Raw genomic sequence first — 24,471 nt, 5'->3', positions numbered from 1 at the left:
TTCCCTACTATGGCGGGGCGTCCGGCGGTGCCGGGCGCCGCCGGACGCCATACCAAGGGAACCGTCACCACAGGGATCAGGTCTTGGACGAGAACGATGCCGGCACCGCCGTGCCCCGGCGCCGCTGCCGCGAAGCGACGGCGGCGGCGCTGATCGACGCCGCCAAGGCGGTGTTCGCGGAGCGTGGCTTCGACGCCGCGACGACGCGCGAGATCGCCGCCGGCGCCGGCGTCAACGAACAGCTCATCCAGCGCTACTTCGGGGGAAAGAGCGGACTGCTGCTGGCCGTGGTCGACCGCTTCGGGCGCGAGGAGGGAGGCGGCTGCGCGCTGCCGCCGCCGGGCGACGACCTGGAGGCGGAGATCCTGTCCTTCCTCGAGCTTCAGGCGGAGCACAGCTGGAAGTACCGCGACCTCAGCAAGGTCGTGCTGGACCGGGCGCTCGTCGACCCCGGGATGGCGGAGCGCATGGGGCGGACCCTGGCCGAGTCCCGCATCCCCTGCATGCTTGGCCGGCTGGAGGCCCTGCGGGAGCGCGGGCTGATCGACCCGCACGCCGATCTCGCCAGCGTCGCCGCCGGGCTGGCCTCGCTCAGCTTCGCCCTCGGCTTCATGGAGCGGGTGGTGTTCGCCGGCGACCCCGAACGGCTGTGCGCGGTCACCCGCAGCCTCGCCCGCACCATGGCGCAGGGGCTGGCGCCGCGCTCCTGACGGACCAAGCGGGTTTCGCCGCGGGCCATCGACCCGAAGCCGGGGCCGGCGGACCGTCACCGGCCGGCTGCCCCCGTGCGCCACGGCAGCACGCCGCACACGCCGAGGCGCCGGGCCCGGACCGCATCGTCGCCGGATCAGCAGGGCCGAACGGGTGGCGGGTGCGGGCCGTCGGCGAGGCCGATGCGCGTCAGAACCTGCAGGTGCGCGGTGTCGCAACGAACCACCGAAACGGCGTCGATCTGGCACGCGACGTCGAAGGCCCGTGCATTGAGGCCATCAGCTATGGCCTTGGCGGCGGCGGCCTCCTCGGCCACCGCGACGGTGACGTGGGGCATGTACGGAACGTCGAGCCTGAGAGAGTCGGCGAGGACGTTGCGATGGAGATCGTCGTGCAATCGGACCAGAGCCGAGAAGCCTTCGTCGGGCATAAGGTAGACGTGCGTCGCCGTGCCGAGATGATCTTTCACGGGCACGGCAACCCGGAGGTGAGCGGCCATTGCGGTGTGCCGCGCCGTCACCTCTTCCACGTGCTCGATGATGGGCGCCGGATCGCCGCATGATTGAGGAAAAACGAGCGTGAAGTGAGGCCTTACGCGCCGATGCTGGGGATCGTGCCGTTCGCGAACCGCCTCGATCCAGAGCCGATCCGATTCTCGAAACAGCGGCTCGGCGATGACCGCGATCTGCATCGGCGAGGCTCCCCGGCCGTTCTGACGCTTCACGTTACGGGGACACGGCGTCTCCGGGACCCCGCCCAGGCGCTAGCTGGACGATCCCTCCGGCGCGCGCTGCGGGCGGCCGGGCGAGGCGGCGGCGATGCGGGCGCGCCGTCCGGCGCGGTGTCCGGCGATGGCGTCGCCGGAATAGAGGGCGAGCGCCACCCAGATGCAGCCGAAGGCGACGGCGTGCGCGGCGGTGAAGCGCTCGCCGTACACCAGGACGCCGAGCATGAGCTGACCGGTCGGGGCGATGTACTGCATCAGCCCGACCGTCGCCAGCTTCAGGCGTGCCGCGCCGACCATGAACAGGATCAGCGGCACCGCGGTGACCGGGCCGGACAGCGCCAGCAGCAGGTCGTGGCCGGGATCGCCGCGGGTGGCGAAGGCGCCGTCGCCCCCCAGCCACAGCAGGTAGGCGGCGGCGAACGGCACCAGAAGCGCGGTTTCCACCAGCAGCCCGACCAGCGGGTCGATCGCCGCCTTCTTGCGCACCAGGGCGTAGAACCCGAAGGTCAGAGCCAGCGACAGGGCGATCCACGGCATCGCGCCGTAGGACACGACGAGGCTCAGCACGCCCCCGGCGGCGATCAGCACGGCGGCGAGCTGGCGGCGGGACAGGCGCTCGCCGAGGAAGGCGACGCCCAGCACGACGTTGACCAGCGGGTTGATGTAGTAGCCGAGGCTCGCCTGGACCAGCTTGCCCGCGATGATGGCGTAGATGAAGATCGTCCAGTTCGCGGTGACCAGGGCGGTCGTCACCACGAAGATCCCGAGTCGCCGCCAAGTGCCGACGGCGCGGGCGATCTCCGTCGGCGTCTTCAGCGTCAGGACGACGGCGCTCATCAGCACCACCGTCCAGACGACGCGGTGGGCGACGATCTCCACCGCGCCGACGTCGCTGACCAGCTTGAAGTAGACCGGCGCCAGCAGGCCCCAGATGAGGAAGGCGCCGGCCACCGCGGCGAGCCCGACGGCGGACGGACTCGGAAACGCGGGGGAGGGCGAATCATGGACGGACATGCCGGCCGTTTACCATATCGGCAGCACCGACCGCGATACCCCGGCCGGCAGGGCGGCACTGCACCACCGGCATGTCTCCTCCCCCCGCCGGTGGCGGAACCGATCCCATGGGCGGATGCCTATGACGCTCGGGGTAGGCATTCCCGAGTATGTTGCTTTGCTATCTCGGGACTTACCGCGTCGTTGCGCTAAGGTCGCGGAAACGGCTGTGTCAGGATGTGAGACGGTCTCTTTCTCTTTGCCCCGGTGACGGATCGTGGATCTTCAGCCCCAAGCGCCGACGGAGACTGGAAACAGGGGGGCGGACACGACGCTCCGGCATCTTCAGGCCCTGGCTGAGTTCGGGAAGTACGCGCTGTGGGAGACGGACCTCGACGCGCTGCTGAACGAGGCCTGCTCCCAGGTCGCCCGCGGCCTGGCCGTGCCCTACACCAAGGTGCTGGAGTTCCGCCACGGCGAGCGCGACTTCCTGATCCGCGCCGGCGTGGGATGGCGGCCGGGCGTGGTGGGCAGCGTGCGCGCTCCGGCCGATCCGGACCACCCCCCGGGCTTGGCGATCCTGACCCGCCAGCCGGTGGTCACCGAGGACATCGTCGCCGATTCGCGTTTCAACCCGACTCCGCTGTTCCGTGCCTACGGCGTGGTCTCCGTCGTCAACGTGCCGATCGTCATCGAGACCGACGTGTTCGGCGTGCTCGAGGTGGTCACCACCGACCGGCGGGCCTTCACCATCCACGACATCAACTTCCTCCAGGGCTTCGCCAACCTGATCGCGGCGGTGGTCCACCGCCGGCGCATCGACCAGTCGCTGAAGGCGGCGCTGAACGAGCGCGAGGTGCTGCTGCGTGAACTCCAGCACCGGGTGAAGAACAACCTCTACGTCGTCACCAGCCTGCTCGGGCTGCAGGCCAACCGGATCGGCGACGAGACGGCGCGCCGGGCGCTGGAGGAGGTGCAGGGGCGGGTGCACGCCATCGGCATGGCCTACGGCATCCTGCAGTCGTCCCAGGACATCTCGCGCTTCGATCTCGGCCAGTACCTGGCGACGCTCTGCCGGACCCTCGTCGCCACCGGCCGGGATGGCGCCCAGGGCGTCGGCCTGGCGCTCGACCTGGCACCGGCGTCGGTCTCGCTGCAGGTCGGCGTGCCGCTGGGCCTGATCGTCAACGAGATCGTCTCCAACAGCCTGAGGCACGCGTTTCCCGACGGGCGCGGCGAGATCACGCTGGCGGTGCGCCAGCAGGAGAACCGGGTCGAGGTGCGGATCGGCGACGACGGCCGCGGCATGGGAGAGCAGCGCCCCGGCAGCCTGGGGCTCAAGCTCATCCAGGCCCTGACGGTGCAGATCCAGGGCACCCTGGTCCGGCTGCCGACGGCGCGCGGCGTCCAGTACCAACTGACGTTCACGGTAGCCGATGACGACTGACGCACGGGGCGGCGTGCTCATCGTCGAGGACGAGGCACTGGTCGCGCTCTACACCGCCGAACTGCTGGAGGAGGCCGGCTACACGGTGGTCGGCATGGCGGCGACCGGCGCCTCGGCCCTGGCGACGGCGGCGCAGGACCCGCCGGCGCTGGCGCTGGTCGACGTCCGCCTGCCCGGCGGGATGGACGGCATCGAGGTGGCCGGCGAACTGCGCCGGCGCTTCGGCACGCGGATCGTCTTCATCTCCGGAACGCTCGACGCGGCGACGCTGGCGCGGGCCCAGCCGCTCGACCCGTACGCGTGCCTCCAGAAGCCCGTACGTCCGGCCGAGCTCCTGGCGGTGGTGGCCGAGGCGATCAAGGGCGCGCCGACCGGCGCCGACACCACCGGCGCCGCGTAGGCACCGTCCCGCGCCGGGCGAGCCCGCTTGCCGGGCGGACGGCGGGCGTGCCACCATCCGCGCCCCTGTCCCGACCACCGGCCGATCCCCTGTCCATGCGACGTTTCCTTGGCGAGGCCCTGCGCCTCTATCCCGCGGCGGCGCTGCTGGCGGTGCTGATGACCGCCGCCTTCTTCGCGCTGGCCTGGGCCTCCAGCTTCGTCGACCGCGACCGCATCCTCGATCGCCTGCGCGACGCCGCCCGGCAGGGGGCGTTCGCGCGCACCATCGACCTTCCCTTCGGCGGCGACCGGCCGATCCCGCTGTTCTCCGGCAACGACTGCCGGGTGCTGGCGAGCGTGGTGCTGCCGTATCCGAGCGCCGCGGCGGAGGCGGTGACGAACCTGATGCCGGTGGAAGCGCCGCTGAGGAACCCGCCGCCCGACAACGGCATCCCCCGTCCGCCCTGCCAGCGCCTGATGGAGATCGTCGACACGGCCGACCGCGGCGCCGTCGAGACCTACGCCTATCACCGCTACCTGCTCGGCCATCGCGTGGTGGCGCGGGTGCTGGCGGCGTACGTGTCGCCGGTGACCCTGGGCTGGCTGACCTGGGGCGTCGCCAACGGCCTCCTGCTGGCGGTGCTGGCCGGCGCCGGGTGGCGTCTGCGGCGCGCCGGCCGGGGAGCGTGCGCCGGGCGCGAACGGGCACGCAACCTGGCGTTCGCCGCCGTCGCCGGGACGCTCCTCCTGTTCTACGGGCTGCCCGTGTACGGCCGCTACTTCACCTTCGGCCTGCCCGACGACGTGCTCGCCGCGGCGCTCCTGGCCGGCTTTCTGCTGCCGCTGGGGCGGATCGGGCCGGTGGGTTTCCTGGCGCTGGTGACGGCGTTCGGGGTGGCGACGGCGCTGTTCGAGTTCCTCACCGGCGGCATTCCGCTCGGCCTCGCGCTGCTGCTGGGGCTGGTGGCGCTCGGCCTGGCGCCGGACGCCAGCGAGGTGCTGCGCCGCGCCGTGCACGCCGGGGCGATCTTCTGCCTCGCGGTGGCGACCGCGCTGGCCGTCAAGGTGGCGGTGGTGGTGGGGCTGTTCGGGGGCCATGAGCTGGACGTGCTGGTCGCCGCCCTCGACGTCCGGATGTCGGACCACTTCCTCTACAGCTTCAGCCGCTGGGACCTGATGCGGGCCGAGGCCGCCGGCTTCGACCTGGCGACGGTGGAGCGGGGCTGGCTGGAGCCGGTGCTGTTCATGGGCTTCCGGCTGCTCGACGAGAGCTTCCGCATCGCCCACGGCTCGGAGGCGCTGGGGCGGGCGGTGATCGTCGGCGGGGCGCTGCTCGCCCTGGTGCTGGCGGCGGCGGAGCTGTGGCGGTCGGCGGCGCGGGAACGGGCCGAGGCGCTGGTTCTGCTGGGGTCGGCGCTGGTGCTGGCGGTCTGGTACCTGGCGTTCCTCAACCACACCATCCTGCATGCGGTGTGGATGGTGCGCCCGCTGGCGTGGCTGCCGGCCCTGGCCCTGGTGTTCGCCGCCCGCCGCGCGGCGACGGCCGCCGTCGGCGTGGGCGCGGCGGGCCGGCCGGCGGCGTGACGGGGGAGCCGGGCGTCCGCCGGGACGGCGGGCGGACCCGCACACGGAAAGGGCCCCGCCGGCTGGCGGGGCCCGGAACCGCGCGGTCGTCGGCCCTGTCCGTCAGGCGGCTTGGCCGTGGGCGACGCCCTTGCTGGCGAGGTGCTGCTGCAGTTCGCCCGACTCGTACATCTCGCGCACGATGTCGCAGCCGCCCACCAGCTCGCCCTTGACGTAGAGCTGGGGGAAGGTCGGCCAGTTGGAGAACTCCTTCAGGCCCTGGCGCAGGCCGGGGTCCTGGAGGATGTCGATGCCCTTGAACTTGACGCCCAGCTGGCTCAGCACCTGGACGACGGCGGCGGAGAAGCCGCACTGGGGGAACACCGGCGTGCCCTTCATGTAGAGCACGACGTCGTTGCCTTCGATGTCGCTGCGGATGCGGTCGGCGACGGTCTGGTCCATGTCTTTCGGTCCTCTGATGCCCCGGCTCTCGGGGGTGATTCACGCGGTTTCGGGAACGGCGGTGGTCAGCGCCAGGGCGTGCAGTTCGCCCCCCATCCGGCCCTGGAGGGCGGCGTAGACCATCTGGTGCTGCTGCACCCGGGTCTTGCCCTTGAACGCGGCGGAGGTGACGAGCGCGGCGTAGTGGTCGCCGTCGCCCCGCAGATCCTCGATCTGGACCACCGCGTCCGGAATGCCTTCCTTGATCAGCGTCTCGATCTCTGCGGCGTCCATGGCCATGGTCTTGTCCTCGTCCGGTTCCCTGATTGCCCCGTCCCTGCGGGCTCGTCCGTAATAGGTAGGTGCGCCGCGGCGTTTGTCACCCGGCGCGCCTCCGTCAGGCGGCGTCGCCCGCCATGTAGGCCGGCAGCCAGCCCTCGTTGGCGCGCCGCAGCCGCTCCACCGGGATCGCCTCGCCCTCGGCGCGGCCCGTCAGCGCGGTGCCCCGGGTGTGGCCGAGCAGCGCGACCGGCACCCCGGCCGCCGCGGCGCGTTCCTGCACGGCGGCCGCGTCGCCGGGGCGCACGGCAAGGATGTAGCGCGCCTGGTCCTCGCCGAACAGGGTGCCGGCGTCGGCGCCGTCGAGCCCGGTGAACTGCACGCCGATGCCGCCGGCCATCGCCATCTCGGCCACGGCGACCAGCAGCCCGCCGTCGGCCACGTCGTGGCAGGCGACGACCAGACCATCGGCGATCAGCCCGCGCACGAGGTCGCCGTTGCGCCGTTCCGCCTGCAGATCGACCGGCGGCGGCGGGCCGTCCTCGCGGCCGAGGATCTCGCGCAGGTAGAGCGACTGGCCGAGATGCCCGCGGGTCTCGCCGACCAGCAGCACGGCGTCGCCCTCGTTGCGGAAGGCCAGGCCGACCGCCGTCATGGCGTCGGGCAGCAGGCCGACGGCGCCGATGGCGGGGGTGGGCAGGATGGCCTCGCCGTTGGTCTCGTTGTAGAGGCTGACGTTGCCCGACACGACCGGGAAGTCGAGCGCCCGGCAGGCCTCGGCCATGCCCTGGATGGCGCCGACGAACTGGCCCATGATCCGCGGCTTCTCGGGGTTGCCGAAGTTCATGTTGTCGGTGACCGCCAGCGGCAGGGCGCCGACGGCGGTCAGGTTGCGCCACGCCTCGGCCACCGCCTGGGCGCCGCCGCGCACCGGGTCGGCCAGGCAGTAGCGCGGCGTGCAGTCGGTCGTCACGGCGACGGCCTTGCTCTGGCCGGGCAGGCGGACCACCCCGGCGTCGGCCTGGCCGGACATGAAGCGCGTGTCGCCGCCGACCAGGCTGTCGTACTGCTCCCAGATCCAGCGCTTGGACGCCTGGTCGGGGCAGGACACCAGCCGGGTCAGCACCTCGCCCAGCGGCCCGGCCGGCAGGGCGCGGACGTCCGCCTCCAGCTCGGCGCGCGGCGGCGTCGGCTCCCACGGCCGCTCATAGACCGGCGAGGCGTTGGAGACCGGGGCGATCGGCATGTCGCACCAGGTCTTCCCGTGCATGGTGATGACCAGCCGGCCGGTGTCGGTGAGGTGGCCGATGACGGCGAAGTCCAGCTCCCACTTGTCGAAGATGGCGCGGGCGCGCTCCTCGGAGCCGGGCTTGAGGATGATCAGCATGCGCTCCTGGCTCTCGGAGAGCATGATCTCGTAGGGCGTCATCCCCTCCTCGCGCATGGGCACCCGGTCGAGCGTCAGCTCGATGCCGAGCCCGCCCTTGCCGGCCATCTCGACCGAGGAGGAGGTGAGGCCGGCGGCCCCCATGTCCTGGATGGCGACGATGGTGTCGGTCGCCATCAGTTCCAGGCAGGCCTCGATCAGCAGCTTCTCGGTGAAGGGGTCGCCGACCTGGACGGTGGGGCGCTTCTCCTCCGAGTCCTCGCTGAACTCGGCCGACGCCATGGTGGCGCCGTGGATGCCGTCGCGCCCGGTCTTGGAGCCGACATAGACCACCGGGTTGCCGACGCCGGCGGCGGCCGAATAGAAGATGCGGTCGGCCCTGGCGACACCGACGGTCATGGCGTTGACCAGGATGTTGCCGTTGTAGGCGGGGTGGAAGTTGGTCTCGCCGCCCACCGTCGGCACGCCGACGCAGTTGCCGTAGCCGCCGATGCCGGCCACCACGCCCGACAGCAGGTGCCGGGTCTTGGGGTGGTCGGGGGCGCCGAAGCGCAGCGCGTTCAGGTTGGCGATGGGGCGGGCGCCCATGGTGAAGACGTCGCGCAGGATGCCGCCGACGCCGGTCGCCGCACCCTGGTAGGGCTCGATGAAGGAGGGGTGGTTGTGGCTCTCCATCTTGAAGATGACGGCGTCGCCGTCGCCGATGTCGACCACCCCGGCGTTCTCGCCGGGGCCGCAGATGACCTGCGGGCCGGTGGTGGGCAGGGTGGTCAGCCACACCTTGGAGGACTTGTAGGAGCAGTGCTCCGACCACATGACGGAGATGATGCCGAGCTCCGTGAAGGTCGGCTCGCGGCCGAGGATCTCCAGCGCCCGCCGGTATTCCTCGGCGGTCAGCCCGTGCTCGGCGGCCAGTTCGGCAGTGACCTTGGGCTCGCTCACGACAACGCCTCCACCAGACCGTCGAACAGGGGCTTGCCGTCCAGGCAGCCGTGCAGAGGCGCCACGGCGTCCTCGGGATGCGGCATCAGGCCCAGCACCGTCCTCGCCTCGTTGAAGACGCCGGCGATGCCGGCGACCGAGCCGTTGGGGTTGTGGACCGGGTCGTCCTGCCCCTCGTCGCCGACGTAGCGGAACGCCACCCGGCCCTCGCCCTCCAGGCGCTTCACCGTCTCGGCATCGGTCCAGTAGTTGCCGTCGTGGTGGGCGACGGGGTAGCGGACGATCTGCCCCTTGCGGTACTTCGCGGTGAACGGGCTGTCGGTGTTCTCCACCCGCAGGGTCACCGTGCGGCAGACGAACCTCAGGCCGGCGTTGCGCATCAGCGCACCCGGCAGCAGCCCGGCCTCGGTGATGATCTGGAAGCCGTTGCAGATGCCCAGCACCCGCACGCCCCGCTCGGCCCGCGCCTTGACCTCGCGCATGATCGGCGAGTGCGCCGCCATGGCGCCGGCGCGCAGGTAGTCGCCATAGGAGAAGCCGCCGGGGACGACGATCAGGTCGACGTCGGGCAGTTCGGTGTCGCGGTGCCAGACCTCGTACGGTCGGGTCCCGGAGGCGGCCTCCAGCGCGGCGACGGCGTCGCGTTCGCGGTTGGAGCCGGGGAACAGGATGACGGCAGCCTTCATGGGGCGCGGATTCGCTCACGAGCCAGGGGACGCTATGGCGCGGACACTAGTGGCACGGGGAGCGTAAGGCAAGGGGCAGGGGAGGCCGGCCAGGGCCGCGCCTCCCGCCCGTCGGAACGCCGGGATGCCCGTCAGGGCAGCGGCTTGCCGCTCATCAGATCGACGAAGCGGTGGAACAGGTAATGGCTGTCCTGCGGGCCGGGCGACGCCTCGGGGTGGTACTGCACGGAGAAGACCGGCCGGCCCTTGAGGCGGATGCCCTCGTTGGTGCCGTCGAACAGGCTGACGTGGGTGGTCTCCACCTCCGCCGGCAGGCTCTCGGGCACCACCACGAAGCCGTGGTTCTGGCTGGTGATCTCGACCCGGCCGGTGGCCAGGTCCTTGACCGGATGGTTGGCGCCGCGGTGGCCGCGCTCCATCTTCTCGGTCCGGCCGCCGAGCGCCAGCGACAGCATCTGGTGGCCCAGGCAGATGCCGAACATCGGCACGCCGGTGTCGATCAGCGAGCGGATGGTCGGCACCGCGTAGGCGCCGGTCGCCGCCGGGTCGCCCGGACCGTTGGACAGGAAGACGCCGTCCGGCTTGTGGCGCAGCACGTCCTCGGCGGTCGCCGTGGCCGGGACGACGGTGACCTTGCAGCCGGCGTCGGCGAGGCAGCGCAGGATGTTGCGCTTGGCCCCGAAATCGATGGCGACGACGTGGAAGCGCGGGTTCTCCTGCCGGCCGTAGCCCTGGCCGAGGCGCCACAGGCTCTCGTCCCAGCCGTAGGTCTGGCGGCACGACACGTCCTTGGCCAGGTCCATGCCCTCCAGCCCCGGCCACTGCCGGGCCTTGGCGACCAGCGCGTCGATGTCGAAGGCGCCGCTCGGGCTGTGGGCGATGACGCCGTTGGGCGCGCCGAGGTCGCGGATGCGCCGGGTCAGGCGGCGGGTGTCGACGCCGGCGAGGCCGACCAGGTCGAAGCTCTTCAGCCACTCGTCGAGATGGCGGGTGGCGCGCCAGTTGGACGGCTGGGTGATGTCGGCGCGCAGCACCAGGCCGCGGGCCGCCGGCGTCGTGGTCTCGACGTCCTCGGGGTTGGCGCCGACGTTGCCGACGTGGGGAAAGGTGAAGGTGATGATCTGCCCGGCATAGCTGGGGTCCGTCAGGATCTCCTGGTAGCCGGTCATCGCGGTGTTGAAGCAGACCTCGCCCACCGCGTCGCCCACGGCGCCGATGCCGCGGCCGCGGAAGACGGTGCCGTCGGCGAGCACCAGAACTCCGGTGTGGGGGGCGGCGTCGCCGGTCGGCCGGGCGGCGGGGGACATGGGGTCGGACATGCTGCAGGGACCTTGCACCTCGTGGGACCTTAACAACGCCCGCCGCAGACGACATATTCACAGGTCACGGAACGGCCGGCCACCCTCGGCCGCGCGCGGACGCCCGACGGAACAGACGGTCCGGGGCGGGCGTTCGAACGGAAGGCCGGGCAAGCGGGCGGAGCCTGGATCGAATAGACAGCTGCGACGGACGGGTCAAGTCGTATATGGCGATGCCCTCCTATATGACGGCGGTGGCCGGGATTTCCAGGGGCGCGGCGACGCCGCCGCCGGGGGCGGGCGCCGGTGCCGGGGGTGGGGTTGTGCCCGGCGGCCGGACGGTGCGATGGTGTGCCGCCGCAGGGCGTCGCGCTCCCGCTGGCGGCGGACGGCGGAATTGGGTAACAATCCCGATCCGCATCGTGAGAAATGTTCTTCAAATGCGAACCACAAGGAAGCCATCATGCTGCGCACGCGGCTGAACGAGGCCTTGAAGGAGGCCATGCGGTCCAAGGACCTGCGCGCGGTCTCCACCGTTCGACTGATCCTGGCGGCACTCAAGGACCGGGACATCGCCGCCCGCTCGCGGGGCGTCACCGAAGGCATCGACGAGACCGAGATCCTGTCGATGCTGCAGACGATGATCAAGCAGCGCCAGGAATCGATCACCCTCTACGAGCAGGGCGGGCGCTGCGAGCTGGCCGAGCAGGAGCGCGAGGAGATCGCCGTCATCGAGCGCTTCCTGCCCAAGCAGCTCTCCGAGACGGAGATGACCGACGCGGTGAAGTCGGTGATCGACGAGATCGGCGCCACCTGCGTCAAGGACATGGGCCGCACCATGGCGGAGCTGCGCAGCCGCTACGCCGGCCGCATGGACTTCGCCAAGGCCAGCGGGGTGGTCAAGCAGACCCTGGCGTCGACCTGCTGACCGGTCGGCCGGGGGGACATGGTCGCGGTCCGCCGGACCACCGACGCAGCGATGGCGGTCGAGGCGTTTCCGGTGCGGCCCGGCGACGGCACCGACCGGCGTTGCCGGCCCGTCGACGGCCAGCCGGTCACGCCAGCCGGTCACGCCAGCCGGTCACGATGGCATCGGTCTCCATGCCGGCGCCCACCTTGCCCGGTAAGGTCTTGTTCACCCTTTTGCTCTAACGACCCGTGGGGTCCGCCCGCAGCCCGGTGAGCCATGGCCTTCCCGCCCCAATTCCTGGAGGAACTGCGCACGCGGCTGCCGCTGTCCGACATCGTCGGGCAACGCCTGCGCCTGATCCGCGCCGGGCGCGAGTACAAGGCGCCGTGCCCCTTCCACAACGAGAAGACGCCGTCCTTCTACGTCAACGACCAGAAGGGCTTCTTCCATTGCTTCGGCTGCGGCGCTCACGGCGACATCATCGGCTTCGTCATGCGCCACGACAACCTCTCCTTCCCGGAAGCGGTGGAGGCGCTGGCCGGCCGCGCCGGACTGCCGGTGCCGCGGCCGACCGAGGAGGAGCGTCAGCGCTACGAGCGCCGCAAGACGCTGCACGACCTGATGGAGCAGGCCTGCCGCTGGTTCGAGGAGCAGCTCCGCGCGCCGGCCGGCCGGGCCGGCCTGCAGTACCTGCGGGGGCGCGGCCTCGACGACGACATCATGGCCCGCTTCCGCCTGGGCTTCGCGCCGGGCGACGGCGGCGCGTTGCGCGCCCGCTTCCTGCACGACGGCTATTCCGATGAGGACCTGATCACCGTCGGCCTGCTGCGCCGTCCCGACGACGGGCGCGCGCCCTACGGCTTCTTCCGCAACCGGGTGATGTTCCCGGTCACCGACCGCCGCGGCCAGGTGGTCGCCTTCGGCGGCCGCATCCTCGAGGGCGACGGGCCGAAGTACGTCAACACCGCCGACACCCCGCTGTTCCACAAGGGGACCCTGCTCTACGGCCTGTCGCGGGCGCGCCAGGCGGCGGCCGACGGCAAGCCGGTGGTGGTCGCCGAAGGCTACATGGACGTCATCGCCCTGGTGCGCGCCGGGTTCGAGGGCGCGGTGGCGCCGCTCGGCACCGCCCTCACCGAAACCCAGGTGCAGGAGCTGTGGAAGCTGATCCCCGACGGGGAGAAGGAGCCCTACCTCTGCTTCGACGGCGACAACGCCGGCCGGCGGGCGGCGTGGCGGGCGGTGGAGCGAATCCTGCCCCACCTCGCCCCCGGCCATTCCGCCCGCGTCGCCTTCCTGCCCGAAGGGGAGGACCCCGACAGCCTGATCCGGGTGCAGGGGGGCCGCGCCATGCAGGGGGTGCTCGACGCCGCCATTCCGCTGGCCGAGGCGGTGTGGCGGATGGAGAACGAGGGCCGGCGCACCGACACGCCGGAGGCCAAGGCCGCCATCAAGGCGGCGCTGGAGGCGCGCTGCGACGCCATCGCCGACCGCACCGTCCAGTCCTTCTACCGCACCGAGATGCGCCGCCGCGTCGATGCGGCGTTCGGCTGGGCGGCGCAGCGGCCGGCCCGCGGTCCGTTCCGGCCGTCGCCGCCGGGCGCGACTCGGGTGCCGCGGCGCCACGTTCCCGGCGAACCCGGGCTGCGCACCGCGCCGCCGCCCGGCTACAAGCGGGCGTCGCCGCGCCGGTTGTCGCAGGAGCTGGCACGCGAGAAAATTCTCCTGGCGACGGTGATCAATCACCCGGAGTTGTTCGACGAGGTCGGGGAATCCCTGGCGTTGCTGCCCTTCCCCCCTGGCCCGTTGGAAGATCTCCGTCAGGCGCTGATCGCGGCGCTGGGTGGTGATTCGGGCTACGACTCGGGGCTTGACGCCGACGCCGTCCAAAGCCATTTGTCATCCGCCGGCTTTGATACCATTTTGGCATCTCTGCTAAGCGGGTCGACCTATGTCCATGGTCGCTTCTCCCGTCCGGAGGCCTCCCTGGAGGACGCGCGGAAGGGTTGGTGGCCGACATGGAGACATCTGCACCACCGGCAGGTTATGGCCGAACTGAGGGAAGCGGAGGAAGCTCTAGCCCGCGAAGCCAGCGACGATCGGCTGGCGCGGGTCATCGCTCTTAAGGAGGAGGCCGCCAGGACCGCGACGGGCATCGGCATCGATGCGGACCTGGAAGACGGTGGTTTCGAGTGAGAGGGTGGTTTGGAGTGAGCCGGACGGCGGGCGGGGGCGCCCACGGACGGCGGAGGCGGCGGACCGGCCGGCAAGGCAACGCCGCGGTGCAGTTCGATATGGTTTGGAACCGGGAGACGGATGAAGCCACGCGGCCAGGATCGCGGGCACGCCGTCTCTCACCTATTCAGTTCTTGGGGTAATGCGGGGGCAGCATACGCATGGCCACGAAAGCAGCGAACAGCGTGGAAGTGTCCGAAACCCGTGAAGAGACGGGTGACGGTCCGCTCATGGACGGTATGGGACTGGCGGTCAAGAAGATGATCGCCCGCGGCAAGGAGCGGGGCTACGTCACGTACGACGAGCTGAACTCCGCCTTGCCGCCGGACTCCTCCTCGTCGGAGCAGATCGAGGACACGATGGCGATGCTGTCCGAGATGGGCATCAACATCGTCGAGTCCGAGGAGCAGGACGACAACGCCAACGCCGAGGACCGTGCGGACGGCGAGGGCCGCTCCGCGGGCAACCTCGACGACGACGACATCGGCCGCACCGACGACCCCGTGCGCATGTACCTGCGCGAGATGGGCTCGGTGGAGCTGCTGTCGCGCGAGGGCGAAATCGCCATCGCCAAGCGCATCGAGGCCGGGCGCGAGATGATGATCGGCGCGATCTGCGAATCGCCGCTGACCATCCGCGCCATCATCGAGTGGCACGACGCCCTGATGGAAGGCAAGATGCTGCTGCGCGACATCATCGACCTGGACGCCACCTACGGTGGCGGCCCGGACGGTGAGGGCATGCCCGAGGGGCTGCCGGGCGACGGCATGGCGGCTCCGGAGGGCGAGGCCGCCGAGCGCGAGGCGGCGCCGGCCGGCGAGGGCGAGGCCGAGGGCGAGCGCGAGCCCGGCATCGAGGGCGAAGGCGAGGGCGACGAGGAGAACAACCTGTCGCTGTCGGCCATGGAGGCCGCGCTGAAGCCGCAGGTTCTGGAGACGTTCGAGAACATCAAGGCGACCTACGAGAAGCTGCACAAGCTGCATGAGGCGCGCATCGGCGCCATCCAGCGCGGCGAGGACGCCCACAAGCAGACCGACAAGAAGTACGAGAAGCTCAAGACCGAGATGGTCGAGCTGATGAACACGGTGCGCCTCAACAACCAGCGCATCGAGCAGCTGGTCGAGCAGCTCTACGCCCTGAACCGCAAGCTGACCGGCTTCGAGGGCAGGCTGCTGCGCATGGCCACCGACACGCGGGTCAAGCGCGAGGACTTCCTCAACCAGTATTTCGGCCACGAGCTGGATCCGAACTGGCTGGACCGCATCAAGGCGCTGAACAACAAGGCGTGGAACCGCTGCGTCGAGAAGTACGAGACGGACATCGTCAAGACGCGCGAGCAGATCTCCGGCATCGCCGACGAGGCGAAGCTGCCGATCGCCGAGTTCCGCCGCATCGTCTCGACCGTGCAGAAGGGCGAGAAGGAGGCGAGCCGCGCCAAGAAGGAGATGGTGGAGGCCAATCTGCGCCTCGTCATCTCCATCGCCAAGAAGTACACGAATCGCGGCCTGCAGTTCCTGGACCTGATCCAGGAGGGCAACATCGGCCTGATGAAGGCGGTGGACAAGTTCGAGTACCGGCGCGGCTACAAGTTCTCGACCTACGCCACCTGGTGGATCCGGCAGGCGATCACCCGCTCGATCGCCGATCAGGCGCGGACCATCCGCATCCCGGTGCACATGATCGAGACGATCAACAAGCTGGTCCGCACCAGCCGCCAGATGCTGCACGAGATCGGCCGCGAGCCGACGCCGGAGGAACTGGCGGAGCGGCTGATGATGCCGCTGGAGAAGGTCCGCAAGGTGCTGAAGATCGCCAAGGAGCCGATCAGCCTCGAGACGCCGATCGGCGACGAGGAGGACAGCCATCTCGGCGACTTCATCGAGGACAAGAACGCGGTGCTGCCGCTCGACGCCGCCATCCAGGCGAACCTGCGCGAGACGACCACGCGCGTGCTGGCCTCGCTGACGCCGCGCGAGGAGCGGGTGCTGCGCATGCGCTTCGGCATCGGCATGAACACCGACCACACGCTGGAGGAGGTCGGCCAGCAGTTCAACGTGACCCGCGAGCGCATCCGCCAGATCGAGGCGAAGGCCCTGCGCAAGCTGAAGCACCCCTCGCGGTCGCGCAAGCTGCGCAGCTTCCTCGACACCTGAGCGGGGCGGCGACCGCACGGATCGAACGGGGGCCTGCGGGCCCCCGTTCTTTTTTGGCCGGCCACACAACCCCGTCGGACAACCCCTTGCGCCGCACCCGCGTTCGCGGCACAGTCTGTGCCCCTGTGGGCCTGTAGTTCAGCGGTTAGAACGCGCCGCTCATAACGGTGTTGTCGTCGGTTCGAATCCGGCCGGGCCCACCAATCCCCTCCTTGGGCGACGACGCGCGCCGTCCGCTTGTCAACAGGCGGAACGTCGCAACCGGCCGGACGGAGCGCCTCCTCCGTCGGCCGTGCGATCCCGCCGAATTCGCCGCATGGTCCCGCCGGACCGTGGTTTTTTCGGTGCGAACGGTTGGATCCGCACGGGACGGGACAGGGACCGGCGTCCGTCCGGACGTCGACGGACGCGTGGCGCTTCCGGGTTGCCCCGAATTCGTCAACAGACTTATCCACATGCCTGATCGGGGCATGCCCCAAGGCCTAGGGGCGGCCGAAGGGCAGGGGCCGTTCGTCCCGATCTCGGCATTCGGGATAGGTTGATCGGCATCGGTGCAATTCCCTGGCGCGGAGCCATATTTTTGGTCATGTCCGGGCCCAGAGGCGTCGTGTCTGCGGTCCGGACGCGGTGAAGGAGGTGCCCCATGCAGGATGTCTTGAGGACGTCTTGCCAGCCACGGCCGGACGTACGGCGCGGTGGTGGTGTCCGCGCCTGGATTCGCCCGCCGGCGTACGTCGTGCACAGCGTTGCCGCGATCTTCGTGTTCGCCATGGTGCTTCACCTCCTGGTCGCGTTGGCCCGACTCGTCGACCCGGCCGACCCGGGGGCGCTGCTGGCGGTTGCCGGCGGCATGGCGGCGGTGCTGGTCACCATGGTCCCCTTCGCCGTGGTCTTCGCCGAGCGTGCCCACCGCGCCTGGGCCGGAGCGCCCGGCGCCGAAGGGCCGGGACGGCGCTGAGGGGCGGCCGATGCCGGCCCACCGTCACGCCGGGTGAACAAACCACTGCCGTCGGGCGACACGGCGGGGTTACACTCGCACCCGCAGGCTGGCGGCTGGGAGGTGTGCGCCCATGGGCATGTTCGATTTCCTGAAGATCATCGTCGCCGACGGCAAGGCGAAGAAGCCGCAGGCAGCCAAGGGAGCGGCACGGTCGGCCAACTGCATCGAAGTCGACAGCAAATCCTACCCGCTCGCCGCGTTGACCCCGAACGGCCTGGTCGCCACCGGCTTCGACGGCTCCCTGATCCGGGGGCAGAACGCGCGCATCGTCGTCAAGATCGACGATGCCTACGCGCGCTTCAGCTTTCCCGCCACCGTGTCGGTCGCCGACGTCAAGGCGGACAAGCTCGTCTGCGAGTTCCAGATCCTGCCGCCGGAACTCGAGCAGACGCTGCGCAAATACAGCCAGATCCGCAAACAGAAGACGGGCGCGCGCTGACGGCGCCGTCCATGCCGCTCCTGCGGCACCTCAGGGACGGGCGGTGCCGGTCAGGGGAACGTTGGCGCTCACCACGGGTTCGTCGGCCATCATCGGCGTCGCCACCGTGCGCATCTTCTCGATCCACTCCGACAGGGTGACGAACTCGCAGCCCTTGGCCCGCAGGCCTTCGATGACGCCGGGCAGGGCCGAGGCGGAGGTCGGATAGGTGGAGTGCATCAGCAGCACGCTGGCGGTGCCGTCGGCGGTCTTCACGTGCTCGACGATCTTGTCGGGATCGCGCACCTGCCAGTCGCGGGTGTCGACGTTCCACAAGACGGGCACCATGCCCTCGTTGCGGATGATCGACAGCAGCTCCTGCGTGTAGCGGCCGTAGGGCGGCCGGAACAGGACCGGGTTGGCGCCCATGCCGCGCAGGATGCGGTTCGCCTCGACGATCTCGAAGCGCTGGGCCGCCGCCGGCATCGGCCGCAGGTTGGCGTGGGTCAGGCTGTGGCTGCCGACCTCGTGGCCGGCGGCGAGGAACGCCTTGATGATCTCGGGGTGCTTCGCCGCCACCCGGGCGATCGGGAAATAGGTGGCGCGCACCTTCTCCCGGTTCAGGATCTCCAGGATCTTCGGCGTGTGGATGCGGTGCGGCCCGTCGTCGAAGGTGAGCGCGCACAGGTTCCATTCCGCCCGCTTCAGCACCGCCGGCGCCACGTCGAACTTGGTGTCGGGCAGGACGGCGCCGAGCCGGCCGCCAAGACGCCGCGACCGCTTCTCGATCTCGGCCAGTTCGCGGGCCTCGTCCGGCGTGTAGAAGAAGGTGCCCTCCGTGGTCGGCATGGCCGCATCGGCGAGCGGACGGGTCGCCGCCGGGAGCACCGGCGGGATGGCGAGCGACGGGGTCGGACGCTCGACCGCGGCCTCGGCCGCCGCCGCGTCGGCCGGCGGCTCCGGCTTCGTCTGCGGCAGCGGCGCGAAGGCGATCGGGCCGGACGAGCCTGGCGGCTCCGCGGCGGGCGCCGGTGCCGGCGGGCCATCCAGGACCAGGCACCCGAATCCTTCGCCCACCATGCGGCGGCACAGCGCCGACGCGTCGACCCCGGCACCCAGGGCTGCGCGCAGAGCGACGCCGGACCGCGGTTCGGCGCCCAGCGGCACCACGCGCGGGCTCAACTCCTTCGCCAGGGCCGGCTCGCCGCGCTGCAGCTTCTGCCACGCCCACCAGGCGGAGCCCTCGTCGGCGAAGAGGCCGAGTTGCAGTGTGGCCGCCGTCGGCCGGGGCTCCTCGGCCCGCACGCCGCCGAACGCCAACAGCGCGGCCAGAGCGCCGAGAATGAGCGCCGTTCCTCGGCGGCGGCCATGGAACGGCACCGAAAGCGGCGTGGCGACGGGCGAAGGGGAGCGCATGCCGGGCGGGGGAATCGGGGCGTCGAACAAGGGCGGCTTCTCAATGGCTTCCGTTCGCGTCCCTGAGGGTGCCCGCGGGACCAGTCGATATGCCGTTGTGCCTACCACCCACTAGGCGGTAGTTCAAACGCCAAGTCGCTCTTATTTTCGACTTAATCCATCTTTTTCGCTCGGCGTTGCCCCGACGATACGGTCGATGCCAAGCATCCCGCTCGCAACTGTTTCGTGTGCGATCGTGGGCCGATGGACGGCGCCGAGCCGGACATGGAACGCCGGCCCCCTGCCGACGGTTGGAAGAAGGGTGCGCATCGGCCGACCGACGGCCGGGCGCCGCCCAAGCACACCGCCGAAGGAAGGAGGGAGCCCGGATATGTCTGAGGACCTGGAGCGCCGCATCCGGCAGCGCGCCTTCGAGATCTGGGACCGCGAGGGGCGTCCGGAAGGCCGGGCGCAGGACCACTGGACGCTGGCCCGGGAGGAGATCGCCATCGAGGACAACGTGGGGCAGACGTTGAAGCCCAACCCCAGTCACGGGCCGCAGGACACCGCCGAGCGGACGGAGCCGGTGGAGCCGGCGCTCAGCGTCGCCAACCAGGGAGAGATGCCGGGTCTGGACGACCAGGGGAACGGCACCACCAACTTTCCCGGCACCGATGACGAGTTGCCGCCGCCGCACTTCCAGGAGGCCCGGCCCGCGCCGACCGACGCCGCGCCTGCGAAACGCCGCCGCAAGGCGGCCGGCTGACGCCGGCGCGCCCGCTTCAGAGCCATGAACCACAAGGTGTTGCGATGGAGACCAACCTCGAGATCGCCTATCACGGTGTCGATCCGACGCCGGACGTCGACGCCTACATCCGCGAGCGCTGCGACAAGCTGAGCCGCTACTACGACCGGCTGGTCGGTGTGCGCGTCGCCGTCGAGGCGCAGCACCGCCAGCACAAGAACGGCAACGTCTTCGACGTCCACATCGAGCTGATGGTGCCCGGCCAGGATCTGGTGGTCAGCCGCCAGCCCAAGAAGGCGAAGGAGAAGTACGCCCACCCCGACGTCCGCACGTCCCTGCGGGACGCCTTCGAGGCGGCCGAGCGCCAGCTTGTCCAGCATAAGCAGAAGCTGCGCGGCGACGTGAAGGCCCATGACGCCGAGGAGCCGGGCCGCGTCGCGCAGCTCTATCCCGACGAGGACCACGGCTTCATCATGACCAGCACGGGGACGCAGCTCTACTTCCACCGCAACAGCTGCATCGATGTCGACTTCGCCGACCTGAAGACCGGCGACCCGGTGAAGTACATCGAGACCATGGGCGACACCGGACCGACGGCCTCCAAGGTGTGGCGGGTCTCCGGCGCTCCCAACGAGCTGGCGCGCATGTGAGCACGCGCGGCCGTCGGCCGGACGCCGCCAAGGGGTCGACGGCGTCCGGCCGATGGCGTCCGGCTTGCGGATTGGGCTGCCGAAAGGCGCACTTGACCGCGGGAGTCCGGCACCGCCATGTTCGAGTCCCGCCATAGAGCGGGGCGCACCGGTCCGGCCGAGCGCAGCATCGGGAGCCTGCGGTATGATCGACCTGGACGAGCTGGAGCGCGACGCCTTGACCGAGCTGGTCAACATGGGCGTCGGACGGGCGGCGACGCACCTCAGCCGCATGGTGGCGGACCAGGTGGCGCTGTCCGTCCCCTCGGTGAGCGTGGTGACCCGCGAGACGGCGATCCAGGCGCTGACCCGCAGCGAGCCGGCGCCCTTCGTCGCCGTCGGACAGAGCTTCCGGGGCCGCTTCAGCGGCCGCGCCCTGCTGATCTTCCCCGAGGTCAACAGCCTGGAGCTGGTGCGCGCGGCGTTGGGCGAGCACTACAGCCTGGAGGAGATCGTCGACCTGGAGCAGGAGGCGCTGACCGAGATGGGCAACGTCATCCTCAACGGCTGCCTGTCGGTGATCGCCAACGCCCTGCGCGAGAACCTCTCGATCTCCCTGCCCAACCTGCTGCGCGGCGACGGCCGCGCGGTCCTGCTCGGCGGCAGCCCCTCGGCGGCGGCCGACGAGCCCGTTCTCCTCCTCTACATCGATTTCTCCGTGCGCAGCCGGAACATCCGCGGCTACATCGCCCTCTTCATGGACCTGCCGTCCCTGACGGCGCTGCGCGACCTGATCCACCGCTTCATCGCCGACATCGCCGCCGAGGCCGATCGTGACCGCGACGCCTGAGCCGCCGGCCGTGCTGGCGGCCGTCCTCGACGGCCTCGACGCCGGGGTGGTCGTGCTCGATCCCGAGGGGCGCATCATCGTATGGAACGCCTGGATGGAGCGCGCCGCCGGCCACGCCGCGCCCGCCGCCGTCGGGCGCGGCCTCGCGTCGGTGTTCCCCGGACTGCCGGGATCCCGCGTGCAGACGGCCATCGGCGAGGCCCTGTCCACCGGCGCGCCCGCCGTGCTGTCGCACACTCTGAACCGCTTCCTGTTCGATCTCCGGCGTCCCGACGGCGAGACGATGGTGCACAACATCACGGTGCACCGCCTCGACGTCGCCGATGGACCGCTGTGCCTGCTGCAGATCGTCGACGTGACGCTGCAGGCGGAGCGCGACCGGTTCCTGCGCGAGCGGCGCGAGGCCCGCTATCGCGCCGTGGTCGACACGGCGCTCGACGCCATCGTCACCACCGACGTGTCGGGCACCATCCAGTGGCTCAACCGCGCCGCCGAACGGCAGTTCGGCTACACCGCGGCCGAGGCCTCCGGGCTGGACGTCGCCGTCCTGTTCGGCGAGGGAGCGGGGGCCTGGCTCGCCGCGGCCGACCATGCCGACAGCACGCCCTTCGAGGTGGTCGGACGGCGCAAGGACGGCACGGCCGTCGACCTCGAACTGTCGGTGGCGCGCTGGACGGCGGACGGCACCGGCTTCGTGACCGGCATCCTGCGCGACGTCACCGAGCGCAAGCGCGTCCAGGCCGATCTCCGCCGCGCCGTGGACCAGAAGAGCCTGCTGCTGCGCGAGGTGAACCACCGCGTGAAGAACAGCCTGCACCTGGTGTCCAGCCTGCTGTCGCTGCAGATGCGCGGCCTGTCCGACGACCGGCTGCGCCATCATTTCCGCGACGCGATCGGCCGCATCCACGCCGTCGCCCAGGTGCACGCCCGCCTGTACCAGACCGAACGCTTCCAGAGCGTCGAACTGGCCACCTACCTGCAGGCGATGATCGACGACCTGGTCAGCGCCTCCGGCGGCGCCGCGGCCTGCGACGTCCGGATCGACGCCGACGCGGTCGAACTGCCGATCGACGTCGCCATCCCGCTCAGCCTGGTCGCCAACGAGCTGATCACCAACGCCATCAAGCACGGCGCCGCGGAGCGGGTGGCGGTGCAGGTCGGCCTGCGCTGCGCCGACGGGCTGCTGACGTTCACGGTCGCCGACAGCGGCCCCGGCCTGCCCGCAGGGTTCGATCCCGGCCGCACCGGCAACCTCGGCATGCGCATCGTCTCCACCCTGACCCGGCAGATCGGCGGCACGGTGCGGGTCGACACCGCCGGGCCGGGGGCGACCTTCCGCATCGTCATGCCGCTGCCGGAAGGGACGCGCGTCGGCCGGGCCGACGCCGTGGCGGCCGACGGCTGACGAGACGGTTGGCGAATCGGCCGGGCGGATGCACGACGGGCCGCGGCGTCGCCCGCCGCGGCCCGTCGCATGATCGCCGCGTCGTGGAACGACGCCCCGCGGCACCCCGCCGACGCGTCCGCGCCGGATCAGCTCCGCGAAACGCGGTTGCGCAGGGCGTCGATCAGGCCGGAGACGTTGCCGCCGCTGCTCTGCACCACCGAGGCGAATTCCGAGCGCTGGGTGACGCCCATGCTCACCCCTTCGACCACCACGTCGATGATCTTGTGTCCGCCGTCCGCCTGCTTGCGCACCCGCCACGTCACGCCGACCGGCGGTCCGGAGGGACGGACGATCTGCGTCTCGACCATCGTGTCGCTGTTGCCCTCGGGCCGGCTGCCGGTGATGGTGAAGGTCTCGCCGGAATATTCGAGGAAGCGGTTGGCGTAGGTGTCGACGATCAGCCGCTCGAACAGGCGCAGATACTCCCGCTGCTGGTCGGGCGTCGCCGCGTTCCAGTAGCGGCCCAGCACCCAGCGGCCGATGTAGGGGATGTCGAACCCCTGGTGCAGCAGGCGGGTGAAGCTCTGCAACGCCTGCTGGCGGGACAGGTCGGAGCGGGAGAAGGTGTTGATCGCCTCGTCGCCCAGCTTCTTGATGAAGTCCGCGGCAGCCGAATCGGCGGCCTGGGCGACGGCGGGACCCATCGTCCAGCCGCTAACCGCGAGCAGGGCGAGGGAGGCGGTGAAGGTGCGGCGTGTCAGCATGGCGACTTCAAGTTGGCGGACCGGCATGGCTTGTCAACGGTCATACGACCTTGGTGTTTCCGTCGGCGGGGGCCGTGCCGGTCACTGCGACTGCGGGAACTCGGGGAACTCCGGCGCCGCCGCCGGCTGCTCCGAATCGCGGATCTGCGCGGCGCGCTGCTGGCGGTACAGGCTGCGCACCGTCGCGTAGTAGTCGAGGGAGTTGCGGCGCAGGTCGTCGACCTCGCTCAGCACCCGCGACCGCCGGTCGATGGCGCCGGCGCCGGCGCGGGCGTACAGCAGATCCTTCTGATCGGTGCCGTAGGCCCAGATCCGCACCGGATCGGCCACCGTGTCGACGGCGTAGCCCGTGGCGTCGCGCACGTTGGAGGGGCCGATGAGCGGCAGCACGAGGTACGGTCCCTCGCCGAGTCCCCAGACCGCCAGGGTCTGGCCGAAGTCCTCCGGCTCGTAGGGCATGCCGGCCGTGGACGCCACGTCCGCGAGGCCGCCGGCGCCCAGCACCGTGTTGGTCAGGAAGCGGCCGGTCGCGAGCTGGGCGCCCTCGAAATCGCCCTGCAGCAGCTCGTTGGCGATCACCAGCGGGCTCAGCAGGTTGAGGATGAAGGACTGCACCGCGTCCTGCAGGGGATCCGGGGTCAGCGTGTGGTACACTTCCGCCGCCGGCCGGATGACCAGGATGTCCGCCGCCTCGTTGACGCCGAAGACCGCCCGGTTGAACGGCTCCAGCGGATCGTTGGCTTCGTAGTAGGCGTCGCCCGTCGCGCCGTCGGGCGGGGTGGACGCACAGCCGGCGGCGAGCGACAGGGAGACGGCGGCGGCGGCGCGCAGAAGGGTACGAAGGCTGGCGAGCGTCATGAGGTCTTCGGCTCTCGTCTCTGATCGGATCGGCGCAAGCGAACCGGCCGCGGCAGGGCGTCGGGAACGCGTCGGACGATCGGGTCGTCAATCGTTGTTCGATGGCCGCTCGTCGCCCGGATTGCCCCGGTCCACGCCCAACCGTCTTGCTGCGTAGCACAGGCTCGGCGTTTTGACCAGCGTGCGCGAGACGGCCGGCGGAGCGCCGGCCGCCGGGTGTTGCACAGGTGTGATAGGGCTGTGATCGAAAACCTGTTTACCCTGCATAAAGA

Annotated in this window: 23 protein-coding genes and 1 tRNA gene; 14 read left to right on the top strand and 10 right to left on the bottom strand. The window is 70.7% G+C overall.

What is annotated here, in order from left to right:
- Positions 1-83: 83 nt before the first annotated feature.
- On the top strand, positions 84-710 hold the full coding sequence (locus ACSBPG_RS24630) for a TetR/AcrR family transcriptional regulator (protein WP_435539880.1): 627 nt from the start codon (positions 84-86) through the stop codon (positions 708-710).
- Between the two features lie 137 nt (positions 711-847).
- Here ACSBPG_RS24630 and ACSBPG_RS24625 read toward each other — a convergent pair whose 3' ends face one another.
- Positions 848-1,402, bottom strand: coding sequence for a 2'-5' RNA ligase family protein (locus ACSBPG_RS24625; protein WP_435539879.1), 555 nt, complete (start codon positions 1,400-1,402; stop codon positions 848-850).
- 72 nt (positions 1,403-1,474) lie between these two features.
- Positions 1,475-2,452 (bottom strand): EamA family transporter RarD, encoded by a 978-nt coding sequence (gene rarD / locus ACSBPG_RS24620; RefSeq protein ID WP_435539878.1) that lies wholly within the window; start codon positions 2,450-2,452, stop codon positions 1,475-1,477.
- A 256-nt stretch (positions 2,453-2,708) separates the two neighbouring features.
- Between rarD and ACSBPG_RS24615 the strand changes: the two genes are divergently transcribed.
- From ACSBPG_RS24615 to ACSBPG_RS24605, 3 genes are all read left to right on the top strand, one after another.
- A complete protein-coding gene (locus tag ACSBPG_RS24615; protein ID WP_435539877.1) occupies positions 2,709-3,878 on the top strand; it encodes a sensor histidine kinase in 1,170 nt (389 codons plus the stop codon).
- Positions 3,868-4,278 carry a response regulator gene (locus tag ACSBPG_RS24610; protein ID WP_435539876.1) on the top strand — a complete coding sequence of 137 codons (411 nt, stop codon included), beginning with the start codon at positions 3,868-3,870 and terminating at the stop codon, positions 4,276-4,278. The genes ACSBPG_RS24615 and ACSBPG_RS24610 overlap by 11 nt, the downstream gene beginning before the upstream one ends.
- A gap of 95 nt (positions 4,279-4,373) precedes the next feature.
- Positions 4,374-5,843: a hypothetical protein gene (locus tag ACSBPG_RS24605; RefSeq protein WP_435539875.1), complete on the top strand. Its 1,470-nt coding sequence runs from the start codon at positions 4,374-4,376 to the stop codon at positions 5,841-5,843.
- A 102-nt stretch (positions 5,844-5,945) separates the two neighbouring features.
- Here the strand turns inward: ACSBPG_RS24605 and grxD are convergent, their stop codons facing one another.
- From grxD to carA, 5 genes are all read right to left on the bottom strand, one after another.
- On the bottom strand, positions 5,946-6,284 hold the full coding sequence (grxD, locus tag ACSBPG_RS24600; RefSeq protein WP_435539874.1) for a Grx4 family monothiol glutaredoxin: 339 nt from the start codon (positions 6,282-6,284) through the stop codon (positions 5,946-5,948).
- 39 nt (positions 6,285-6,323) lie between these two features.
- Positions 6,324-6,563 carry a BolA family protein gene (locus ACSBPG_RS24595; protein WP_435539873.1) on the bottom strand — a complete coding sequence of 80 codons (240 nt, stop codon included), beginning with the start codon at positions 6,561-6,563 and terminating at the stop codon, positions 6,324-6,326.
- Between the two features lie 97 nt (positions 6,564-6,660).
- Complete coding sequence (gene purL / locus ACSBPG_RS24590; RefSeq protein ID WP_435539872.1) at positions 6,661-8,871, bottom strand: phosphoribosylformylglycinamidine synthase subunit PurL; 2,211 nt, start codon at positions 8,869-8,871, stop codon at positions 6,661-6,663.
- The gene (purQ, locus tag ACSBPG_RS24585; RefSeq protein WP_435539871.1) at positions 8,868-9,557 is read right to left on the bottom strand and encodes a phosphoribosylformylglycinamidine synthase subunit PurQ; all 690 of its coding nucleotides are present in this window, start codon (positions 9,555-9,557) and stop codon (positions 8,868-8,870) included. Before purQ ends, purL begins: the two co-directional genes overlap by 4 nt.
- Positions 9,558-9,688: 131 nt before the next feature.
- Positions 9,689-10,876 (bottom strand): glutamine-hydrolyzing carbamoyl-phosphate synthase small subunit, encoded by a 1,188-nt coding sequence (gene carA / locus ACSBPG_RS24580; protein WP_435539870.1) that lies wholly within the window; start codon positions 10,874-10,876, stop codon positions 9,689-9,691.
- A 442-nt stretch (positions 10,877-11,318) separates the two neighbouring features.
- Here carA and ACSBPG_RS24575 point away from each other — a divergent pair, with 442 nt between their 5' ends.
- The 6 genes from ACSBPG_RS24575 (at position 11,319) to ACSBPG_RS24550 (ending at position 17,592) form a co-directional block, all read left to right on the top strand.
- Positions 11,319-11,783 (top strand): GatB/YqeY domain-containing protein, encoded by a 465-nt coding sequence (locus ACSBPG_RS24575; RefSeq protein ID WP_435539869.1) that lies wholly within the window; start codon positions 11,319-11,321, stop codon positions 11,781-11,783.
- A 258-nt stretch (positions 11,784-12,041) separates the two neighbouring features.
- Positions 12,042-13,961 (top strand): DNA primase, encoded by a 1,920-nt coding sequence (gene dnaG / locus ACSBPG_RS24570; RefSeq protein ID WP_435539868.1) that lies wholly within the window; start codon positions 12,042-12,044, stop codon positions 13,959-13,961.
- Between the two features lie 200 nt (positions 13,962-14,161).
- Positions 14,162-16,153, top strand: a complete 1,992-nt coding sequence (gene rpoD, locus ACSBPG_RS24565; protein WP_435539867.1) for an RNA polymerase sigma factor RpoD — start codon at positions 14,162-14,164, stop codon at positions 16,151-16,153.
- A gap of 127 nt (positions 16,154-16,280) precedes the next feature.
- Positions 16,281-16,356: transfer RNA gene (locus tag ACSBPG_RS24560), tRNA-Ile, on the top strand.
- A gap of 533 nt (positions 16,357-16,889) precedes the next feature.
- Complete coding sequence (locus ACSBPG_RS24555; protein WP_435539866.1) at positions 16,890-17,111, top strand: hypothetical protein; 222 nt, start codon at positions 16,890-16,892, stop codon at positions 17,109-17,111.
- Between the two features lie 112 nt (positions 17,112-17,223).
- Complete coding sequence (locus ACSBPG_RS24550; RefSeq protein WP_435539865.1) at positions 17,224-17,592, top strand: hypothetical protein; 369 nt, start codon at positions 17,224-17,226, stop codon at positions 17,590-17,592.
- Between the two features lie 30 nt (positions 17,593-17,622).
- Here the strand turns inward: ACSBPG_RS24550 and ACSBPG_RS24545 are convergent, their stop codons facing one another.
- The gene (locus ACSBPG_RS24545; RefSeq protein WP_435539864.1) at positions 17,623-19,017 is read right to left on the bottom strand and encodes a polysaccharide deacetylase family protein; all 1,395 of its coding nucleotides are present in this window, start codon (positions 19,015-19,017) and stop codon (positions 17,623-17,625) included.
- Positions 19,018-19,357: 340 nt separating this feature from the next.
- Between ACSBPG_RS24545 and ACSBPG_RS24540 the strand changes: the two genes are divergently transcribed.
- The 4 genes from ACSBPG_RS24540 to ACSBPG_RS24525 all read left to right on the top strand — a co-directional run bounded on the left by ACSBPG_RS24540 (position 19,358) and on the right by ACSBPG_RS24525 (position 22,595).
- Entirely contained in the window at positions 19,358-19,732 is a 375-nt protein-coding gene (locus ACSBPG_RS24540; RefSeq protein ID WP_435539863.1) for a DUF2934 domain-containing protein, read from the top strand.
- A gap of 44 nt (positions 19,733-19,776) precedes the next feature.
- A complete protein-coding gene (locus ACSBPG_RS24535) occupies positions 19,777-20,361 on the top strand; it encodes an HPF/RaiA family ribosome-associated protein (protein ID WP_435539862.1) in 585 nt (194 codons plus the stop codon).
- A gap of 184 nt (positions 20,362-20,545) precedes the next feature.
- Positions 20,546-21,190: a chemotaxis protein CheX gene (locus ACSBPG_RS24530; protein WP_435539861.1), complete on the top strand. Its 645-nt coding sequence runs from the start codon at positions 20,546-20,548 to the stop codon at positions 21,188-21,190.
- Positions 21,174-22,595 (top strand): sensor histidine kinase, encoded by a 1,422-nt coding sequence (locus tag ACSBPG_RS24525; protein ID WP_435539860.1) that lies wholly within the window; start codon positions 21,174-21,176, stop codon positions 22,593-22,595. Before ACSBPG_RS24530 ends, ACSBPG_RS24525 begins: the two co-directional genes overlap by 17 nt.
- 128 nt (positions 22,596-22,723) lie before the next feature.
- Here ACSBPG_RS24525 and ACSBPG_RS24520 read toward each other — a convergent pair whose 3' ends face one another.
- Positions 22,724-23,341: an MlaC/ttg2D family ABC transporter substrate-binding protein gene (locus tag ACSBPG_RS24520; RefSeq protein WP_435539859.1), complete on the bottom strand. Its 618-nt coding sequence runs from the start codon at positions 23,339-23,341 to the stop codon at positions 22,724-22,726.
- Between the two features lie 81 nt (positions 23,342-23,422).
- Positions 23,423-24,199 carry an MlaA family lipoprotein gene (locus ACSBPG_RS24515; RefSeq protein WP_435539858.1) on the bottom strand — a complete coding sequence of 259 codons (777 nt, stop codon included), beginning with the start codon at positions 24,197-24,199 and terminating at the stop codon, positions 23,423-23,425.
- Between the last annotated feature and the right edge of the window lie 272 nt (positions 24,200-24,471).

This window comes from Azospirillum sp. ST 5-10, from assembly GCF_051225715.1.
Classification (GTDB): domain Bacteria; phylum Pseudomonadota; class Alphaproteobacteria; order Azospirillales; family Azospirillaceae; genus Azospirillum.
The sequence above is the reverse complement of the archived record's forward strand: the minus strand, read 5'-3'. Positions and strand labels throughout refer to the sequence as shown.

Excerpts from the sequence above, each read along its gene's own strand:
- ACSBPG_RS24625 (WP_435539879.1), bottom strand. The coding sequence starts at position 1,402 with ATGCAGATCGCGGTCATCGCCGAGCCGCTGTTTCGAGAATCGGATCGG.
- rarD (WP_435539878.1), bottom strand. The coding sequence starts at position 2,452 with ATGTCCGTCCATGATTCGCCCTCCCCCGCGTTTCCGAGTCCGTCCGCC.
- ACSBPG_RS24610 (WP_435539876.1), top strand. The coding sequence starts at position 3,868 with ATGACGACTGACGCACGGGGCGGCGTGCTCATCGTCGAGGACGAGGCA.
- ACSBPG_RS24605 (WP_435539875.1), top strand. The coding sequence starts at position 4,374 with ATGCGACGTTTCCTTGGCGAGGCCCTGCGCCTCTATCCCGCGGCGGCG.
- grxD (WP_435539874.1), bottom strand. The coding sequence starts at position 6,284 with ATGGACCAGACCGTCGCCGACCGCATCCGCAGCGACATCGAAGGCAAC.
- ACSBPG_RS24595 (WP_435539873.1), bottom strand. The coding sequence starts at position 6,563 with ATGGCCATGGACGCCGCAGAGATCGAGACGCTGATCAAGGAAGGCATT.
- purQ (WP_435539871.1), bottom strand. The coding sequence starts at position 9,557 with ATGAAGGCTGCCGTCATCCTGTTCCCCGGCTCCAACCGCGAACGCGAC.
- carA (WP_435539870.1), bottom strand. The coding sequence starts at position 10,876 with ATGTCCGACCCCATGTCCCCCGCCGCCCGGCCGACCGGCGACGCCGCC.
- ACSBPG_RS24575 (WP_435539869.1), top strand. The coding sequence starts at position 11,319 with ATGCTGCGCACGCGGCTGAACGAGGCCTTGAAGGAGGCCATGCGGTCC.
- dnaG (WP_435539868.1), top strand. The coding sequence starts at position 12,042 with ATGGCCTTCCCGCCCCAATTCCTGGAGGAACTGCGCACGCGGCTGCCG.
- rpoD (WP_435539867.1), top strand. The coding sequence starts at position 14,162 with ATGGCCACGAAAGCAGCGAACAGCGTGGAAGTGTCCGAAACCCGTGAA.
- ACSBPG_RS24550 (WP_435539865.1), top strand. The coding sequence starts at position 17,224 with ATGGGCATGTTCGATTTCCTGAAGATCATCGTCGCCGACGGCAAGGCG.
- ACSBPG_RS24540 (WP_435539863.1), top strand. The coding sequence starts at position 19,358 with ATGTCTGAGGACCTGGAGCGCCGCATCCGGCAGCGCGCCTTCGAGATC.
- ACSBPG_RS24535 (WP_435539862.1), top strand. The coding sequence starts at position 19,777 with ATGGAGACCAACCTCGAGATCGCCTATCACGGTGTCGATCCGACGCCG.
- ACSBPG_RS24530 (WP_435539861.1), top strand. The coding sequence starts at position 20,546 with ATGATCGACCTGGACGAGCTGGAGCGCGACGCCTTGACCGAGCTGGTC.
- ACSBPG_RS24520 (WP_435539859.1), bottom strand. The coding sequence starts at position 23,341 with ATGCTGACACGCCGCACCTTCACCGCCTCCCTCGCCCTGCTCGCGGTT.
- ACSBPG_RS24515 (WP_435539858.1), bottom strand. The coding sequence starts at position 24,199 with ATGACGCTCGCCAGCCTTCGTACCCTTCTGCGCGCCGCCGCCGCCGTC.